This is a genomic window from Clostridium massiliamazoniense, from assembly GCF_001403635.1.
GTDB lineage: Bacteria > Bacillota > Clostridia > Clostridiales > Clostridiaceae > Sarcina > Sarcina massiliamazoniense.
This window is the reverse complement of sequence record NZ_LN879468.1, coordinates 1,387,228-1,404,309: the sequence shown is the minus strand read 5'-3', so window position 1 is coordinate 1,404,309 and position 17,082 is coordinate 1,387,228. Positions and strand designations below refer to the sequence as shown.

At 30.8% G+C, this 17,082-nt stretch carries 16 protein-coding genes, 10 tRNA genes and 1 riboswitch; of the genes, 24 read left to right on the top strand and 2 right to left on the bottom strand.

Going from position 1 to position 17,082, the window contains the following annotated elements; translation table 11 throughout:
* Positions 1–9: 9 nt before the first annotated feature.
* The 12 genes from ARA19_RS13485 (at position 10) to mreB (ending at position 11,343) form a co-directional block, all read left to right on the top strand.
* Positions 10–489, top strand: coding sequence for a F0F1 ATP synthase subunit B (locus tag ARA19_RS13485; protein WP_055071479.1), 480 nt, complete (start codon positions 10–12; stop codon positions 487–489).
* 2 nt (positions 490–491) lie between these two features.
* Positions 492–1,028: a F0F1 ATP synthase subunit delta gene (locus ARA19_RS13480; protein WP_055071478.1), complete on the top strand. Its 537-nt coding sequence runs from the start codon at positions 492–494 to the stop codon at positions 1,026–1,028.
* Positions 1,029–1,061: 33 nt separating this feature from the next.
* Entirely contained in the window at positions 1,062–2,564 is a 1,503-nt protein-coding gene (atpA, locus tag ARA19_RS13475) for a F0F1 ATP synthase subunit alpha (protein WP_055071477.1), read from the top strand.
* A 54-nt stretch (positions 2,565–2,618) separates the two neighbouring features.
* Entirely contained in the window at positions 2,619–3,494 is an 876-nt protein-coding gene (gene atpG, locus ARA19_RS13470) for an ATP synthase F1 subunit gamma (protein ID WP_055071476.1), read from the top strand.
* A 6-nt stretch (positions 3,495–3,500) separates the two neighbouring features.
* Positions 3,501–4,895 carry a F0F1 ATP synthase subunit beta gene (gene atpD, locus ARA19_RS13465; protein WP_055071475.1) on the top strand — a complete coding sequence of 465 codons (1,395 nt, stop codon included), beginning with the start codon at positions 3,501–3,503 and terminating at the stop codon, positions 4,893–4,895.
* Between the two features lie 16 nt (positions 4,896–4,911).
* Complete coding sequence (gene atpC / locus ARA19_RS13460) at positions 4,912–5,319, top strand: ATP synthase F1 subunit epsilon (protein ID WP_055071474.1); 408 nt, start codon at positions 4,912–4,914, stop codon at positions 5,317–5,319.
* A 163-nt stretch (positions 5,320–5,482) separates the two neighbouring features.
* Positions 5,483–6,121 carry a hypothetical protein gene (locus ARA19_RS13455; RefSeq protein WP_055071473.1) on the top strand — a complete coding sequence of 213 codons (639 nt, stop codon included), beginning with the start codon at positions 5,483–5,485 and terminating at the stop codon, positions 6,119–6,121.
* Positions 6,122–6,138: 17 nt separating this feature from the next.
* Positions 6,139–7,410 (top strand): UDP-N-acetylglucosamine 1-carboxyvinyltransferase, encoded by a 1,272-nt coding sequence (gene murA / locus ARA19_RS13450; RefSeq protein WP_055071472.1) that lies wholly within the window; start codon positions 6,139–6,141, stop codon positions 7,408–7,410.
* Between the two features lie 175 nt (positions 7,411–7,585).
* Complete coding sequence (spoIID, locus tag ARA19_RS13445) at positions 7,586–8,692, top strand: stage II sporulation protein D (protein WP_055071471.1); 1,107 nt, start codon at positions 7,586–7,588, stop codon at positions 8,690–8,692.
* A 227-nt stretch (positions 8,693–8,919) separates the two neighbouring features.
* Positions 8,920–9,648 carry a M23 family metallopeptidase gene (locus ARA19_RS13440; protein WP_055071470.1) on the top strand — a complete coding sequence of 243 codons (729 nt, stop codon included), beginning with the start codon at positions 8,920–8,922 and terminating at the stop codon, positions 9,646–9,648.
* 329 nt (positions 9,649–9,977) lie between these two features.
* On the top strand, positions 9,978–10,232 hold the full coding sequence (gene spoIIID, locus ARA19_RS13435; protein WP_055071469.1) for a sporulation transcriptional regulator SpoIIID: 255 nt from the start codon (positions 9,978–9,980) through the stop codon (positions 10,230–10,232).
* Between the two features lie 76 nt (positions 10,233–10,308).
* Positions 10,309–11,343, top strand: coding sequence for a rod shape-determining protein MreB (gene mreB / locus ARA19_RS13430; RefSeq protein WP_055072124.1), 1,035 nt, complete (start codon positions 10,309–10,311; stop codon positions 11,341–11,343).
* A gap of 79 nt (positions 11,344–11,422) precedes the next feature.
* On the opposite strand, the gene yyaC is transcribed toward mreB, so the two are convergent.
* Positions 11,423–11,947 (bottom strand): spore protease YyaC, encoded by a 525-nt coding sequence (yyaC, locus tag ARA19_RS13425; protein WP_423230617.1) that lies wholly within the window; start codon positions 11,945–11,947, stop codon positions 11,423–11,425.
* 278 nt (positions 11,948–12,225) lie between these two features.
* Here yyaC and ARA19_RS13420 point away from each other — a divergent pair, with 278 nt between their 5' ends.
* The 12 genes from ARA19_RS13420 (at position 12,226) to metK (ending at position 15,570) form a co-directional block, all read left to right on the top strand.
* Positions 12,226–12,816 (top strand): hypothetical protein, encoded by a 591-nt coding sequence (locus tag ARA19_RS13420; protein ID WP_055071467.1) that lies wholly within the window; start codon positions 12,226–12,228, stop codon positions 12,814–12,816.
* A gap of 366 nt (positions 12,817–13,182) precedes the next feature.
* Positions 13,183–13,258: transfer RNA gene (locus ARA19_RS13415), tRNA-Thr, on the top strand.
* 8 nt (positions 13,259–13,266) lie between these two features.
* Positions 13,267–13,352, top strand: a tRNA-Tyr gene (locus tag ARA19_RS13410).
* A gap of 4 nt (positions 13,353–13,356) precedes the next feature.
* Positions 13,357–13,432, top strand: a tRNA-Val gene (locus ARA19_RS13405).
* A 14-nt stretch (positions 13,433–13,446) separates the two neighbouring features.
* Positions 13,447–13,522, top strand: a tRNA-Thr gene (locus ARA19_RS13400).
* 7 nt (positions 13,523–13,529) lie between these two features.
* Positions 13,530–13,615, top strand: a tRNA-Tyr gene (locus tag ARA19_RS13395).
* 4 nt (positions 13,616–13,619) lie between these two features.
* Positions 13,620–13,695 (top strand) — tRNA-Val (locus tag ARA19_RS13390).
* Between the two features lie 15 nt (positions 13,696–13,710).
* Positions 13,711–13,786 (top strand) — tRNA-Thr (locus ARA19_RS13385).
* 6 nt (positions 13,787–13,792) lie between these two features.
* Positions 13,793–13,878, top strand: a tRNA-Tyr gene (locus ARA19_RS13380).
* Positions 13,879–13,904: 26 nt separating this feature from the next.
* Positions 13,905–13,980 (top strand) — tRNA-Thr (locus ARA19_RS13375).
* A gap of 5 nt (positions 13,981–13,985) precedes the next feature.
* A tRNA-Tyr gene (locus ARA19_RS13370) sits at positions 13,986–14,071 on the top strand.
* Between the two features lie 112 nt (positions 14,072–14,183).
* Positions 14,184–14,285: riboswitch (SAM riboswitch) on the top strand.
* Between the two features lie 106 nt (positions 14,286–14,391).
* The gene (metK, locus tag ARA19_RS13365; RefSeq protein WP_055071466.1) at positions 14,392–15,570 is read left to right on the top strand and encodes a methionine adenosyltransferase; all 1,179 of its coding nucleotides are present in this window, start codon (positions 14,392–14,394) and stop codon (positions 15,568–15,570) included.
* A 239-nt stretch (positions 15,571–15,809) separates the two neighbouring features.
* On the opposite strand, the gene nagA is transcribed toward metK, so the two are convergent.
* Complete coding sequence (gene nagA / locus ARA19_RS13360; RefSeq protein ID WP_055071465.1) at positions 15,810–16,946, bottom strand: N-acetylglucosamine-6-phosphate deacetylase; 1,137 nt, start codon at positions 16,944–16,946, stop codon at positions 15,810–15,812.
* Positions 16,947–17,082: the final 136 nt, after the last annotated feature.

Sequence of the window (17,082 nt, the reverse complement as noted above, 5' to 3'; positions counted from 1 at the left end):
ACATTGGATATGGGAATAAATTGGTTAACAATATTAGCTACTCTAATTAACTTTTTAATATTACTAGCAATTCTAAGATATTTCTTCTGGAATAAGATAAAGGATGCTATAGAAGCAAGACAAAATCTTGTATTAGATAAATTAAGCAAAGCTGATGCAGACGTTGAGGAAGCAAGAAAGCTTAGATTAGAATATGAAGAAATGTTAAAAGCAGCTAGAGAAGAGGGCAATAGAATCGTAGCTGATAAGAAAAAAGAAGCTGAAGAATTATATAAAGAAATATTAGCTAAAGCTGAGAAAGATTCAAAAGCACTTATGAGTAGAGCAGATGAAGAAATCGAAGCAGCAAAAGCAGATGCTTTATTAGATTTAAAAACAAAAACTGTAGACGTTGCAATAATGATGTCACAAAAAGTTTTAGAAAGATCAGTTGACGAAAACATACATAGAGACCTTATTGATGAATACATAGATAAGGTGGGGATTTAATTATGACTGATGGGTTAAGTAAAAGCTATGCCTTAGCTATATATGATATTGCTAAGGAAAATAGAAGATTAGATGAGTATGTAAAAGATATAAAAGAAATATCTAATTTAATAAACACTAATTCAGAGTTACATAATTTTATTGAAAATCATGAAATAAGTGTGAAAAGAAAACAAGAAGTTATAAGACAACAACTTATAGATAAAGTTGATAAAGATTTACTTTCTTTCTTACTTATACTTATTGAAAAGGATATGTTTAGTTCTTTAAATGAAATTTCAAAAGAATTAAATAGTATTTATTCAAATACAAATAATGAAATTCCTGCTTTAGTAAAAACAGCAGTAGAATTGACAGAAGAACAAAAAGAGAAGCTTATTAGTAAATTAGAAGCTAAATATAATAAAAAAATTATATTAAAAGCTGAAGTAGATAAAAGTATTATAGGTGGTATTTACTTAAAAGTTAAAGATGATATAACAGATGGTACTTTTAGAACCAAATACAAAGAGCTTAGATCTTTAATGCTTGATAAATAATAAAAAATAAAAATCAAAAAAGGTGGTGAGTCTATGCATATCGATACAGAAGCGTTAACTTCCGTAATCAAAGACGAAATAAAGAGTTATGAAAAAGAACTTAGTTCAGTAGACTCAGGAACTATAGTACAAGTAGGAGACGGTATAGCTAAGGTTTATGGATTAGGAAAATGTATGCAAGGAGAACTTGTAAAGTTTTCTAATGGAACATTAGGAATGGCATTAAACCTAGAAGAAGATAGCGTTGGATGTGTATTATTAGGTTCTGAAAAAGGAATAAGTGAAGGGGATACAGCAGTTAGAACTGGTAAAGTAGCAGAAGTTCCAGTAGGAAAAGCTTTCCTTGGAAGAGTTGTAGATGCTTTAGGTAACCCAATAGATAATAAAGGCGCAATAGAAAACGAAGGTTTCAGACCAATAGAAGGAAAGGCACCAGCAGTTTTAGATAGAAAGCCTGTACATCAACCATTACAAACAGGAATAAAAGCTATAGATGCTATGATTCCAATTGGTAAAGGACAAAGAGAACTTATTATTGGAGACAGACAAATAGGAAAAACAACTATTGCTTTAGACTCAATAATAAATCAAAGAACAGAAGATGTAATCTGTATTTATGTAGCTATAGGTCAAAAACAATCAACTGTAGCTAACGTTGTAAATATATTAACAGAAGCAGGAGCTATGGACTACACAATAGTAGTTTCAGCATCAGCATCAGATCCAGCTCCACTTCAATATATAGCTCCATATGCAGGGGTTGCAATGGCAGAACATTTTATGTATCAAGGTAAAGATGTATTAATAGTATATGATGATTTATCAAAGCACGCAGTTGCATACAGAACACTGTCATTACTATTAAGAAGACCACCAGGTAGAGAAGCTTACCCAGGAGATGTATTCTACATTCATTCAAGACTTCTTGAAAGAGCTGCTAAGTTATCAGACGAATTAGGAGCAGGTTCAATAACTGCATTACCTATAATAGAAACTTTAGCAGGAGATGTTTCAGCATATATACCAACAAACGTTATATCAATAACTGATGGACAAATATTCTTAGAAAGTGGATTATTCAATGCAGGTGTTAAGCCAGCTGTAAACCCAGGAATATCAGTATCAAGGGTTGGTGGTAGTGCTCAAACTAAAGCTATGAAGCAAGTTGCAAAAGGTTTAAGATTAGACCTAGCACAATTCAGAGAACTTGAGTCATTTGCACAATTTGGATCAGATCTTGAAAAAGACACTGAGAGAAAGATTGAAAAAGGTAAGAGATTAGTTGAAGTATTAAAGCAACCACAATTTAACCCAAGATCATTAGCAGAACAAGTTGCAATGATGTACGCTGGAGTTAATGATTACTTAAATGATGTTGCAGTACAAGATGTAACTAAATTTGAAGCTGAATTCTTAAGCTATTTAAAGAGAAATCATCAAGATATGATGGATAAGATAAATAGCGAAAAGATATTATCAAAGGAAGTTGAAGCATCTTTAAAAGAAGTAATAACTAAATTTAAAGGTAACTTTTAAGATAGGCATAGCTTAATAAGCTATGCACATCTTTTTAGGATTGGAGGTGCGCTTATGCCATCAGGTGGATTATTAGCTTTAAAAAATAGAATAAAAAGCGTAAAAAGCACTCAAAAGACAACAAAAGCGATGTCTATGATTGCTGCTGCTAAAATGAGAAAAGCTAAAGTAAAATTAGAAAAAAATAATGTTTATTTAACAAACCTAGAAGAGATGGGGCACGCCGTATTCAAATATGCTGAAAGTCCTGAAAATAATATTTTAATTAAAGAAAATTCAAGCGATAAAAAGCTAGTATTTCTTTTAGGATCAGATACAGGTTTATGCGGTGGCTTTAACGGAAATGGACCTAATTATCTTAGAAATGAATATGGAAAATCAGATATAATAGATGTAGCATTAATAGGAAAAAGATGTAGATACTATTTAAATAAATATGGATACGATATAGTTAGAGAATATCCAGATTTTAAAGATGTAATGACTATAAAAGAAGCTAGGATAATAGGAAATGAATTAATCAACTTATTTTTAAAAGAAGAATACGGACAAATAAGTGTAGTTTACACTCATTATGAAAGTGCAACTAGACAAAAGGTTGTAGAAGAGCAAATTCTACCTTTTAAATATAAGGAAAAATATAATACAAAAGCAGATACATTAGATTATGATGTTGAGGCAAATTCAGATGAATTAGTTTCAGAATACATAATGAGATATATAGAAGAAAAGCTAATCAATGCAGTTCACCATTCAAAAACAAGTGAACATAATGCAAGAATGATAGCTATGGATAATGCTACTAAGAATGCTAAAGAAATGGCTGATGACTTAAACGTAAAATATAATCAATTAAGACAAGGTGCTATAACACAAGAAATAGCAGAAATAGTTGGCGGAGCAGAATCTATAAAGAAAAAAAGGAGGTAATTACAAATGGCTGAGAACATAGGAAAAGTTATTCAAGTTGTAGGACCGGTTGTAGATATAAAATTTGAATCAGACGTACTTCCAGGAATTTATAATGCTATAAATATAGAAATGGAAAACGGAAAAACTCTAGTATGTGAAGTTGAACAACACATAGGAGACGGAATAGTAAGAACAATAGCTATGGATAGCACAGATGGATTACAAAGAGGTGTAAAAGCTGTAGATACAGGAGATGCTATTTCAGTACCAGTAGGAGAAGGGGTACTTGGAAGAGTTTTCAACGTATTAGGAAATCCTATAGATAGTAAAGGTGAAGTTGAACACGAGGTAAAAAGCCCAATTCACAGACCAGCACCAGCATTCCACGAGCAATCAATTAAACCAGAAATGTTCGAAACTGGTATAAAAGTTATAGACTTAATGGCTCCATATCAAAAAGGTGGAAAAATAGGTCTATTTGGTGGAGCAGGGGTTGGAAAAACAGTTCTAATCCAAGAGCTTATCAGTAATATAGCTACTCAACACAATGGATTATCAGTATTTGCAGGTGTTGGAGAAAGATCAAGAGAAGGTAAAGATTTAATACTTGAAATGTCTGATTCAGGAGTTATAAATAAAACTGCTTTAGTATTTGGACAAATGAATGAGTCACCAGGAGCAAGAATGAGAGTTGCTTTAACTGGTCTTACAATGGCAGAACATTTTAGAGATAAAGGTCAAGATGTATTATTATTCGTTGATAATATATTCAGATTCTCACAAGCTGGTTCAGAAGTTTCAGCATTATTAGGAAGAGTTCCATCAGCAGTTGGATACCAACCAACACTTGCTAATGAAATGGGTGCACTTCAAGAAAGAATAACTTCAACAAAACATGGTTCAGTAACATCAGTTCAAGCTGTATACGTTCCTGCAGATGACTTAACAGATCCAGCTCCAGCTAATACATTTGCACACTTAGATGCAACTACAGTACTAGCAAGAGCTTTAACTGAAATAGGTATATACCCAGCAGTAGATCCATTAGAATCAAGCTCAAGAATATTAGACCCAAGAATAGTTGGAGAAGAGCATTATAATGTTGCTATGGGAGTTAAGAAAATCTTAGCAAGATATAAAGAACTTCAAGACATAATAGCTATCTTAGGTATGGAAGAACTTTCAGATGAAGATAAGAAAGTTGTTGCAAGAGCAAGAAGAGTTCAAAAGTTCTTATCACAACCATTCCACGTTGCAGAACAATTCAATGGATGTCCTGGTAAATACGTAAAAGTTCAAGATACTATAAGAAGTTTCAAAGAAATTCTAGAAGGTAAACATGATAATCTTCCAGAGACAGCGTTCTTATTCGCAGGTTCAATTGAGGAAGTAATTGAAAACGCTAGAACTATGGAATAATTGAGGAGGTTATAATATGAACACATTTAACCTACTTATTGCAACACCACAAGATATTGTTTTAAATGGAGAAGTACTTTCTCTAAAATGTAAAAGCATGGTTGGTGAATTTCAAATTTTAAAAGACCACGAACCTTTTATATCTAATATAGTACCAACAGAATTATATGTTAAAGACGAATTAGGTATGGAAGAGGTATATTTCGTTGGTGAAGGAATTATAGAAGCAAAGAATAATAATGTTGTTGTTTGTGTAAACTCTATAGTTCAAGCTCGAGATATAGACTTAGAAAGAGCGGAAGCTTCTAAGAAAAGAGCAGAAGAAAGACTAGCTTCTACAGATGTTAATATAGATAAAAAGAGAGCAGAGCTATCTTTAAAAAGAGCTTTAGGAAGAATAAAGCTTAAAAATAAAGGACAGTAGATTTTTAAAATCTACTGTCTTTTTTTGTAGAAAATAAAAGAATTTTACCCATAAATATCATAATCACAAATAAATAGGAAAGTGAATATATTTATAGTATGAAAGCTTATAAAAAATGTTTAATTTTCCATATATAGTTAATAATTAAAAGAGGGGTGATTATATGGGAAAATTATTTAATTTTATAATTTCTATTACAATAGCTGCATCAACATTTGTGAATATTAATAAATTCTATAATTTAGATATATACAATACTATTATGGATGAAAGCTGTATTGTTATAGAAAGTGGTGTTCAAGGAAAATATTTAAGCCAAAGTAGTATAGAAGAAGAAATTAAAAAAATAGAAACTTTATTTAAAATAGAAGGCAAGATTAAAAAATATAATAATAACTTTTATTTTAACTCAAAAGGGGATACTACAGAACTTAACATATTTGCCATTGAAGAAAAACGAGGTATAAATGTTGAAATAACAATAAAAGAAGTAGGTAAAAATAATAATATAGATGTATTAGAGAATTGCTTGAAAAAAGCAAATAAGAATATAAAAATTTCAAGTTATTTAAAGGGTAAAGTAAATAATAATTTTGGAGTAAATAAAAATGTACAAATATTAGAGGATAAACTATTAAATTTAAATCCAAATAATATAGAAAGTATAAATATTGATTCAGGGATTACCGGTGTTGTTGAATTTAATAATGGGGAAAAAATAAATTATGCAGTGGTTAATTATAATGATAGCAAAGATGTTTATATGATTATAGGAACTCCAGTTATTTTTATAACCTATTAAATATGTGGAGGGTTAAAATGGAAAAGATAATTGTTAGAGGAGGTAATGCTTTAGGTGGGGAAGTTACTATAAGTGCTGCTAAGAATTCCGTATTGCCAATAATAGCAGCAGCAATATTATCAGATGATACTGTAATAATAGACAATGTTCCATTTTTAGAAGATGTTAAAGTTATATCTGAAGTTCTAGCAGACATTGGTTGTGAAGTTAACTTCAATAGAAATGAGAATAGTTTAAAAATAAATTCTAGTAACATAAGTAAAAGCATTGCCAAAAGTGAATTAGTTCAAAAAATGAGAGCTTCTTTCTTAATTATGGGACCTATGATAGCAAAATATAAAAAGTTTAAAATTGCCTCACCAGGAGGTTGTAATATAGGAAGTAGACCTATTGACTTGCATATAAAGGGCTTTGAAGCTTTAGGTGCAACTGTTACTAAATCTCATGGCTTTATAGAAGTAGATGGTAGTGAGATGAAAGGTGGAACTATTTATTTAGATTTTCCATCTGTTGGAGCAACTGAAAATTTAATAATGTTAGCAACTTTATTAGAAGGGAAGACTATAATAGAAAATGCAGCTATGGAGCCAGAAATAGAAGATTTAGCTTATTTTTTAATATCCATGGGAGCTAAAATAAAGGGAGCAGGAACAAAAACTATTGAAATAGAGGGAGTTAAAAATTTAAAAGGGACAAGATATACTCCTATATATGATAGAATTGAAGCAGGAACTTTTATGATAGCTGCAGCAATAAGCAATTCAACTATAAAGATACATGGTGTAGAAGTAAATCATCTTAAACCAGTAATAGAAAAATTGAAAGAAATAGGAGCTAATATTGACGTATTAGAAGGAAGTAAGACAGTTATAGTGACAGGAAATAAAATTATAAGACCTGCTGATATAATTACAATGCCATATCCAGGGTTCCCTACAGATATGCAGTCTCAGATGATGAGTCTTTTATCAGTTAGTAATGGAACAAGTTTAATAAATGAAACAGTATTTGAAAATAGGTTTATGAATGCTATAGAATTACAGAAAATGGGCGCTGATATAAAAATAATAGGTAATGTAGCTGTTATAAATGGTGTTAATAGATTGACAGGTTCAGATGTTAAGGCAACAGATTTAAGATCAGGGGCATCATTAATATTAGCAGGATTAATTGCAGATGGATATACTACCATAAGGAATATATATCATATAGATAGAGGATATGTAAATATAGAAGAAAAATTTAGAAGAATAGGAGCAAATATTTATAGAATTAATGATGAGGATTAAGTTTAAGGAGTAATCAAAGTGAAATTTTATTTCACTTTGATTTACTCCTTTTTTACTTTGTTAAAAAGTAGTAAGAGATAACATTTAAGTTATTTTTATAATTTACATAACATATAAATAAAGAGAACTCTAATTAAAGTAAAGACATGGGATTTTTTTATAAGGGGGATTGTAGGTGAAAAAAAGGAATTGGAAAAATATAAAATTCACTAAACTTAATATAAACCTTGTTAAGTATAAAAATGTATTAACAGTTAGTTTAGTTGCAATAATAATTATGGCTATACCAGTTGTATTTGGTATTTTAGGAAATAGTAAATATAAAAATATAAATAAAAATTATAATAAGAAAAGTGATGAGAAAATAGAAAAATTAAATTCAGGAAAAAAGTTAGTGGATTTAAATATAGATTTTTCTAAAGTAAAGGTTTATGATGAGGGAAATAATAAAGTAGTTACTGTAGAGTTAGAGGAATATGTAAAAGGTGTTGTTAGCAGTGAAATGCCTATGGCATTTAATGAAGAGGCATTAATAGCTCAGGGAGTCTTAGCAAGAACCTTTGTTATGAATAAAATGATAAATCCATGTTCAAAGGCTAAGGGGAAAAATGCTCATATATGTAATACTACCCATTGTCAGGTATATAGACCTCATGCTAGTAATATTGAGAAAATAGGATATGATAAAGAGAAATTTCAAAATAAAATTAATGAAACAGTGGAAAAAACAAAAAATAAAGTATTAGCCTATGATAATGTAATGATAAAATATCCACAATATTTTGCTACAAGTTCAGGGAAAACTGAAAATGCTTTAGATGTGTTTAAGGTTGAGGCTCCTTATTTGAGATCGGTAGAAAGTAAGGGGGAAGAGGAGAGTCCTAAATATGAAACAGAAAAGAACTTTAGTATATCTGATTTTATTAATATAGTGAATAAGAATTATGATAAGAGTGATTTAAATGCTAATAATATAAAGGATTCAATAAAGATAGTTAGTAGAAACGAAGGAGGATCAGTAAAAGAAGTAAAATTAAAGAATATATCATTAACTGGTGTGGAGTTTAGAAAATTATTTGGATTAAATTCAGCAAATTTCAATATAAAAATAACAGGTAATAAAGTGAACATTTATTGTAAGGGCTATGGTCATGGTGTAGGAATGAGTCAGTGGGGAGCAAATGCTATGGCTAAGAAGGGAAAAAAATATGATGAAATATTATCACATTATTTTAATGGAACTAAGGTAATAGATTTAAATGAAGCTAAACAAGAGATTTAATAAATTTAGAGGATGTATCGAATTAGAGATACATCCTCTCTGCTTTTTATCTAGCTATATAGGCAGATGGAAAATATATTTATGAATGTAGAGTTAACTCAGGTGTTGATTTGATATAGCTCCTTTTTTTATTTCAAAATTATTGTAGTTATTTGTCGTAAAAACTTTTAGTAATATATGTATTAAATTTTGAAATAAAGGACAGACTACTTAAAGGAGGTGTTGATATGGAAAAATTTAAAAATTTATTAAAGAGAGAAAGTTTTTATGTGGTTTTATTCGTATGCTTATTACTTATCACAACTGTAGCTATATATACAGGAGGGAAAAAAGCAACTAAGGAAACACAAAAACCAGTAGCCAATAATACTGTACCTGAAGATAAGTCTACTACAAATAATACTTTAGTTCCAGATGCGGAATTAGTAAAAAAGGAAGAAGAAAAGGTAAATGCTAAGGAAGAAAAGAAGAATGAGGCAAGCAATGAGGAAGGTTCAGTTGCTACATCTGCAAAACCAACAAAAGAATTCATAAATCCAGTAGAAAAAGGATTAATTACAAGAACATTTAACATAGCACCTAGACTAGAGAATGATGGAAAGGTAGCTAATGTGTATAAAGGAATTGATATTGAGGTTCCTGTAGGAACAGAGGTTAAATCAGCAACTGATGGAACTGTATTAGAAGCTAAAAGTGGAGATTCTAAAATAGGTAATTATGTACTGGTTGAATGTGCTAATGGAGTAAAAATACTTTATGGTAATTTAGATAAAAGTATAAAGGTTAAAGCTGGAGATAAAATAACTCAAGGAGCTGTGATTGGTAAGGTAGGTAATTCAATAAAAATGAATCCTAAGGATAGAGTTTCAAAAGAATACTTATTATTACATGTTGAAAAAGATAAAGAACCAATTAATCCAACTAAGTATTTTAAGGAAATTGCAATAAAGAAATAAAAAACTTTAAGAGTAAGATTTAGCAATAATAAATAAAATATAGATATTTATATGTTAAATAAAAATACTAGGCCAGTCTCTATAGGGGGACTGGCTAAAAATAAAGTGAGATTTAATTCAGATAAAGTTCTTTAATAGAAATTTAAATTTTCTATTTAGTAAAACTTTATCTAAATAGAATTAGGAATCTCAAATTAAATGTTCAGTCAAATCTATCTAAGAGTATGCTAGAAAGATATTTCAACTAAAAATGGATTGGAATACTATAAGCACTAGTTCTCAGATAAAACTAAGTTTTAGATATACTTTTTTATAGCTAGGAGGAAATCATGAAAGATTATATAGAAGAAAGAGTGTTAGAGGTAGCTAAATATATAATAGAATCAAAAGCAACTATTAGGAGAACAGCAAAGGTTTTCGGAGTTAGTAAAAGTACTATTCATAAAGATATGACAGAGAGATTACCTAAATTAAATCCAGGAATAGCTAATGAAGCTAAAGATATATTAGATTTAAATAAGGCTGAGAGACATATAAGAGGAGGAAAGGCAACTAAATTAAAATATAAAGTTGTTGATAAATAAGGAATAATTAATATATAATGTAAAATATAGGGATGATCTGTATAAATATAGATTATAAAAAAGGTGGGGTAAAATGATGAGGTTTTTTAATAGTTCTGTAGATATAGGGATAGATTTAGGAACTGCGACAGTGTTAGTATATGTAAAAGGACAAGGAATAGTATTAAAAGAGCCATCAGTTGTTGCTGTTGATAAAATAAAAAATAAGGTTTTAGCAGTTGGTGAAGAAGCTAGAAATATGATAGGAAGAACTCCAGGGAATATTGTAGCTGTGAGACCATTAAGAGATGGTGTTATTTCAGATTATGATATAACAGAAAAAATGCTTAAATATTTTATTAGTGGTAGTATAAAGAAGGTTAAAAAATCGCCTGGGAAAATAATGGTATGTATACCATCGAAGGCAACTGAAATAGAAAGAAGAGCAGTTATTGATGCAACTAGGAATTCAGGGGCTAGGGGTGTGTATTTAATAGAAGAGCCATTAGCAGCAGCCATAGGGGCTGGTGTTGATATTTCTATGCCTAATGGAAGAATGGTTATAGATATTGGCGGTGGAACTTGTGATGTTGCAGTAATATCTTTAGGTGGTGTAGTTGTAAGAGATTCAATAAAAGTAGCTGGAGATACTTTTGATGAAGCTATTATAAAATACATAAGGGTTAATAATAAACTCATGATAGGTGAGCGTACAGCAGAACAACTTAAAATTAGTGTAGCATCAGCTATCTCAGGGTTAAGAAATGAAAATGCAAAGGTAAAGGGAAGAAATATGGTTACTGGTTTGCCTGATGAAATATTAGTATCATCAGATGAAATTAGAGAGGCAATCAAAGAACCTATAAAATTAATTTTAGATAGTGTAAAGTCAGTGCTAGAAAAAACTCCGCCAGAATTGGCAGCAGATATAATGGAAGATGGAATAGTAATGACTGGAGGAGGAGCACTTTTATTTGGATTAAGTAAATATCTAGAAAGTGAAATTGGTGTACAAGTAAGGGGAGCAGAGGATTCTATTAGTTGTGTAGCTGAAGGAACAGGAAAAGTTTTAGAGACTATTGAAAAATTGAATATATTAATGGAAGAAGAAGAAGTAAGAATGATAGAATAAAAAACTGTATCAAAAGTATTGAAAATATAATAGTAAAATTACTTTTATATTTAGGTCAATTTCTTTTGATACAGCTTTTTTAATTGTAATTATATTTTTTTAATGAGTAAGCTTCAATTAAAGAGGTAGTTATAGCTTGAGACATTTTCATTACCAAATCTAAGCGAATACCTCTAGTTGAAAATAAATCGTTGCGATCAGAAGAGTCTATAATACCAACTATAGATATATCACCGATTGGTGGTAAAATCTTTCCAACACCCTTTCCAGGTCTTAAAGAATCTGTTCTACAGCATATGCAACCAATATCATTGCTATCACCTAAACAAGCATCTAAAGCTATAATAAATGAATTAGGGTTTTCTTTTTTTATGTTTTTTATTTCTTTATCTAAATTTAAAGCATGGATTGGTTTTTCTAAGGTACCGTAAACTTTTAGAGGGAAATTTTTTTCTTGTAATAAGAAACCTACTAAAGGACCTAAACAATCTCCTATGCATTTGTCTGTACCTATACAAACGATAATAGTATTTTCACTTATATAATCTTTTAAAAAGTTAGCTATCTGAAAATATGCTAAGTGATCATTGAATTTTATTTTCATTCGTGGCAAAAAATCACCTCCATAATAAACTGAAACTTAATTCAAGTAGAGTTTTGACTCCATCTGAATGTTTAGTGGGCATTATCTAAAAGCGTGAGGCTGTTTATCTCTTATTTATAGAAGATAGGAACAGTATCTAGCTATCAGATAAATAGGCATATAAAATATTTATTTAAGAAATTTTCCTTTTAGTATAAAAAAAATTATTTTTAGTTAAAAATAAAAAAATAGTATAAAAAATTATTCTGTTGTCAATATTTTCAATTGAGGTGATAGATTTGAAAAAAAAATATCTTTCAATAATAGTTATAATAATTACAGCAATAACAATTTATCTAATGCTATCATATAATAGTACATTATATGAAAGTGATTATATGATGGTTCAAGAAAATCAAAATAAAATAGAAAAAAATAATTTATTCAGTGAATTAAAAAATAAAGAAATAGAATTTATAAAAAATAAAGTGAAAGTATCATTAGATAAAGAAGAGATTAATGCAGAAGAGCAAAAAGTAGAGGAACAGGAAGAGGAAGATTTTGGTGAAAATAGTCAATATATAATAAAGGAAGAGAGTGAAAAACAAGAGAATGGTAATAAGCTTTTTAAAGTTAATAAAGAAGAAATTTTATATAAATTAACAAAAGAAGAGAAAAAAGAAATAAGGACTATAAGTAAAAAATTATCAATGAGTGATTATACTAAGATAGTATCTAGTATAAAAAATAAAGGTGAAATGGAATGTTGCTTAGAAATATTAGATATTTTAAATAAGAGGTTAGATAAGCAAGATTATTTAACAGCAAAAGAAGTTTTTGAACCTTATATAAATGTAGAATTATTAGAAAGAAAGCTAGCAGCGAATTAATGAGCAATTTTTATAGAATATTAAATTGAGGAAGCTTTTGTTTAGTAAGTACTGTTTTAATTATTTTGACAGAACTGAGAAGACGAATGCTTTTTCTTTTTCTATATGAAATAGGTGAGAGATTTACATGGGGATATAGCTGAATTCAAGGGATTATAGTAATGAGAAAATAATAATAATTAGTTTTAAAATAAAGTAAAGAAATAAATAGTATTATAAAGAAAAATAAAGTATTAAAGAAAAAATAAAGGATATTTTAATAAAATGAGATAATTTTAGTTTGAAATATGTTAATGTAACGGATATACTAGTTAATGTCGGTTGAGGAAATTAATAAAAAGTTTTCAAAATCGGAAAAATAAATATGCTGACATGGCTCAATTGGCAGAGCAGCTGACTTGTAATCAGCAGGTTATCGGTTCGATTCCGATTGTCAGCTCCATAAAAAAAGGTGGGGTTCCCGAGTGGCCAAAGGGGGCAGACTGTAAATCTGTTGTCGGACGACTTCGAAGGTTCGAATCCTTCTCCCACCACCAATAAGGTCGCATAGCTCAGCTGGGAGAGCACCTGCCTTACAAGCAGGGGGTCACAGGTTCGATCCCTGTTGCGACCACCATAAAACAAATATATGCTGACATGGCTCAATTGGCAGAGCAGCTGACTTGTAATCAGCAGGTTATCGGTTCGATTCCGATTGTCAGCTCCATAAAAAAGGTGGGGTTCCCGAGTGGCCAAAGGGGGCAGACTGTAAATCTGTTGTCGGACGACTTCGAAGGTTCGAATCCTTCTCCCACCACCAATAAGGTCGCATAGCTCAGCTGGGAGAGCACCTGCCTTACAAGCAGGGGGTCACAGGTTCGATCCCTGTTGCGACCACCATAAAACAAAATATATGCTGACATGGCTCAATTGGCAGAGCAGCTGACTTGTAATCAGCAGGTTATCGGTTCGATTCCGATTGTCAGCTCCATGAAAAGGTGGGGTTCCCGAGTGGCCAAAGGGGGCAGACTGTAAATCTGTTGTCGGACGACTTCGAAGGTTCGAATCCTTCTCCCACCACCATTTTAAAATAAAATATTAACTTATATGCTGACATGGCTCAATTGGCAGAGCAGCTGACTTGTAATCAGCAGGTTATCGGTTCGATTCCGATTGTCAGCTCCATATAAGGTGGGGTTCCCGAGTGGCCAAAGGGGGCAGACTGTAAATCTGTTGTCGGACGACTTCGAAGGTTCGAATCCTTCTCCCACCACCATTAATAGACACTATGATAGTGTCTATTTAATTTTACATTTGTAAAAGTAAAATTTTAGTTAATTTAGTTAAAAAGATAAAAAAGAATATTGAAAAGATGTTAAAAAATAAAACTCTTATCAAGAGAGGTGGAGGGACAGGGCCCAATGAAACCCGGCAACCAGTATTTTATACCAAGGTGCCAATTCCTGCAGTGTAAATCTGCAAGATAAGGGGAGCGCTTTAAATACTAAAGTCTCTTCTTATGTAAGGGACTTTATTTTTTAATATAAAAAAGGAAGGAGGACGTTGCTCTTAAGATGTTAAGGGTAACAAATTAAAATGAGAAGATTATTTACTTCAGAATCAGTAACAGAAGGACATCCAGATAAAATCTGTGACCAAATTTCAGACTCAGTATTAGACGCAATATTAGCTCAAGATAAGAATGCTAGAGTTGCTTGTGAAACAACTGTAACTACAGGTATGGTTATGGTTATGGGAGAAATAACAACTAATTGTTATGTTGATATCCCTAAAGTTGTAAGAAACACTATAAAAGAAATCGGATACGACAGAGCTAAATATGGTTTTGATTGTGAAACTTGTGCTGTAATGACTACTATAGACGAACAATCAGCTGATATAGCTATGGGAGTTGATGAAGCTTTAGAATCAAGACAAGGTGAGAAAGATGAAGTTGAAGCTGTTGGAGCTGGAGACCAAGGTATGATGTTTGGTTATGCAACTAACGAAACAGAAGAATACATGCCAACACCAATCGCTATGGCTCACAGATTATCAAGAAGATTAACAGAAGTTAGAAAAAATGGTACTTTACCATACTTAAGACCAGACGGAAAAACTCAAGTAACTGTTGAATACGAAGATGATAAACCAGTAAGAATAGATGCTATAGTTATTTCAACACAACATGGACCAGAAGTAAGCTTAGAGCAAATTCAAAAAGATTTAATGGAACACGTAATCAAAGCTGTAGTTCCAGCTGAATTATTAGATGAAAATACTAAATACTACATCAACCCAACTGGAAGATTCGTTGTTGGTGGACCACAAGGAGATAGTGGATTAACTGGAAGAAAAATCATTGTTGACACATACGGCGGAATGGGAAGACACGGCGGTGGAGCCTTCTCAGGAAAAGACCCAACAAAAGTTGATAGATCAGCTGCTTACGCTGCAAGATGGGTTGCTAAAAACTTAGTTGCTGCTGGTATTGCAGATAAAGCTGAAATCCAATTAGCTTATGCTATAGGTGTTGCTAAACCAGTTTCAATAGTTGTTGATACTTTCGGAACAGGAAAAATGGGTGAAGCTGAAATAATCGAAATAATCGAAAAAGTATTCGATTTAAGACCAGGTGCTATAATCAGAGACTTAGACTTAAGAAGACCAATCTACAAGCAAACTGCTGCTTATGGACATTTCGGAAGAACTGATGTTGAGTTACCATGGGAGCAATTAACAAAAGTTGAAGAAATCAAAAAGTTAATGAAATAATTTAACATAGATTTAGTTCAGAGGCAAATAAAATTGCCTCTGAATTTTTTTATAATTTAAATTAATAAAAAAGAGGCTGTATCAAAGTAGAAAAATATTAGAGCTTCTTTACGTAAGTGAGTAGTCACAAGTAATGAACCTATATAGCTAGAGAAAAGGCAGAGAGGATGTATCTGTAATTTGATACATCCTCTTTTATTTAATATAAAATATATTTAAGTTTTAAAAATATTTTTTGCTTATTTACTGTAGTTTAATTTACCATTTATTATAACATGTTTAATATCTATATCTTTATCGAATAATAATAAATCAGCATCAAAACCTTCTTTTATTAAACCTTTTTTATGTTCAACATTGCAGTGCTTAGCAGCATTGTAAGTAGCCATTTTTACAACTTCAAATAAATCATATTCACTATTATTATAAACATTTTTAACTGCCTTATCTAATGTTAAAATAGAACCAGCTAAAGTTCCGTCTTTTAATCTAGCAGCTCCATTTTTTACTATAACATCTTGTCCACCTAAACTATACATTCCATCAGGCATTGAACAAGCCATCATAGCATCTGTTATTAATAAAACTTTATTTGTTCCTTTTACTTTATAAGCAGTTCTTAGACTTGGATATGATATGTGTATACCGTCAGAGATAGTTTCAGTTGTTATAGGGCTATCAAAAACAGCACCAACAACTCCTGGTTCTCTATGGGCAAATCCAGTCATTGCATTAAATAAATGAGTAGCATGTGAACATCCGCAATTTATTCCATCCATAGCTTCTTCGTAAGTAGCTTTAGTGTGTCCTATAGAAACTTTAATTGATTTATCTGATAGATATTTTATTAATTCTTTAGCACCATCTACTTCAGGAGCAAGAGTTATAGATACTACAGCATCTTCATAGTCACCAACTATTTTATTAAAGTTTTCAATAGAAGGAGCTAAAACATATTTAGGATTTTGAGCTCCAATAGCTTTAGGACTAATAAAAGGTCCTTCAAGATGTGCACCTAAAACATTAGCACCATCAGTTCCGTTTAATTTAGCTTCTTTTATAACCTTCATAGATTGTACAATATCTTCAGAAGCCACTGTCATTGTAGTTGGTGTAAAAGAAGTTGTACCATGTTTAGCAATTGCTTTGGCAATTTCGTTAATTGCTTCAGAAGTACCATCCATTGTATCGTAGCCAGCAGCTCCATGAATGTGTACATCTATAAATCCAGGGGATAGATATAGACCTTCAGCGTCAATAGTTTCTCCTTCATATGGAGCAGTTGGGTTTATTTCTTTTATTTTACCATTTTCAATAAGAACAGATCCTTTTTCTATTTTATCAATAAAAATTATATTACAATTTTTTATTAACATAATATCCCTCCCAAACTTTACTAATATAAGAATATATTACCCCATAAGAATAGGGTAGTCAATTTATTAATGGGATGTAAGGAAATTTAAAGAAGAAATTTCTTAAATATTATTAAATTTTTACTATGATTTATTT

Bases quoted from the DNA above. Each gene is read 5' to 3' on its own strand.
- murA (WP_055071472.1), top strand. From the start codon at position 6,139: ATGGAAAAGATAATTGTTAGAGGAGGTAATGCTTTAGGTGGGGAAGTT.
- yyaC (WP_423230617.1), bottom strand. From the start codon at position 11,947: ATGAAAATAAAATTCAATGATCACTTAGCATATTTTCAGATAGCTAAC.
- atpA (WP_055071477.1), top strand. From the start codon at position 1,062: ATGCATATCGATACAGAAGCGTTAACTTCCGTAATCAAAGACGAAATA.
- ARA19_RS13480 (WP_055071478.1), top strand. From the start codon at position 492: ATGACTGATGGGTTAAGTAAAAGCTATGCCTTAGCTATATATGATATT.
- atpC (WP_055071474.1), top strand. From the start codon at position 4,912: ATGAACACATTTAACCTACTTATTGCAACACCACAAGATATTGTTTTA.
- metK (WP_055071466.1), top strand. From the start codon at position 14,392: ATGAGAAGATTATTTACTTCAGAATCAGTAACAGAAGGACATCCAGAT.
- ARA19_RS13485 (WP_055071479.1), top strand. From the start codon at position 10: ATGGGAATAAATTGGTTAACAATATTAGCTACTCTAATTAACTTTTTA.
- nagA (WP_055071465.1), bottom strand. From the start codon at position 16,946: ATGTTAATAAAAAATTGTAATATAATTTTTATTGATAAAATAGAAAAA.
- mreB (WP_055072124.1), top strand. From the start codon at position 10,309: ATGAGGTTTTTTAATAGTTCTGTAGATATAGGGATAGATTTAGGAACT.
- ARA19_RS13455 (WP_055071473.1), top strand. From the start codon at position 5,483: ATGGGAAAATTATTTAATTTTATAATTTCTATTACAATAGCTGCATCA.
- atpD (WP_055071475.1), top strand. From the start codon at position 3,501: ATGGCTGAGAACATAGGAAAAGTTATTCAAGTTGTAGGACCGGTTGTA.
- spoIIID (WP_055071469.1), top strand. From the start codon at position 9,978: ATGAAAGATTATATAGAAGAAAGAGTGTTAGAGGTAGCTAAATATATA.
- ARA19_RS13440 (WP_055071470.1), top strand. From the start codon at position 8,920: ATGGAAAAATTTAAAAATTTATTAAAGAGAGAAAGTTTTTATGTGGTT.
- atpG (WP_055071476.1), top strand. From the start codon at position 2,619: ATGCCATCAGGTGGATTATTAGCTTTAAAAAATAGAATAAAAAGCGTA.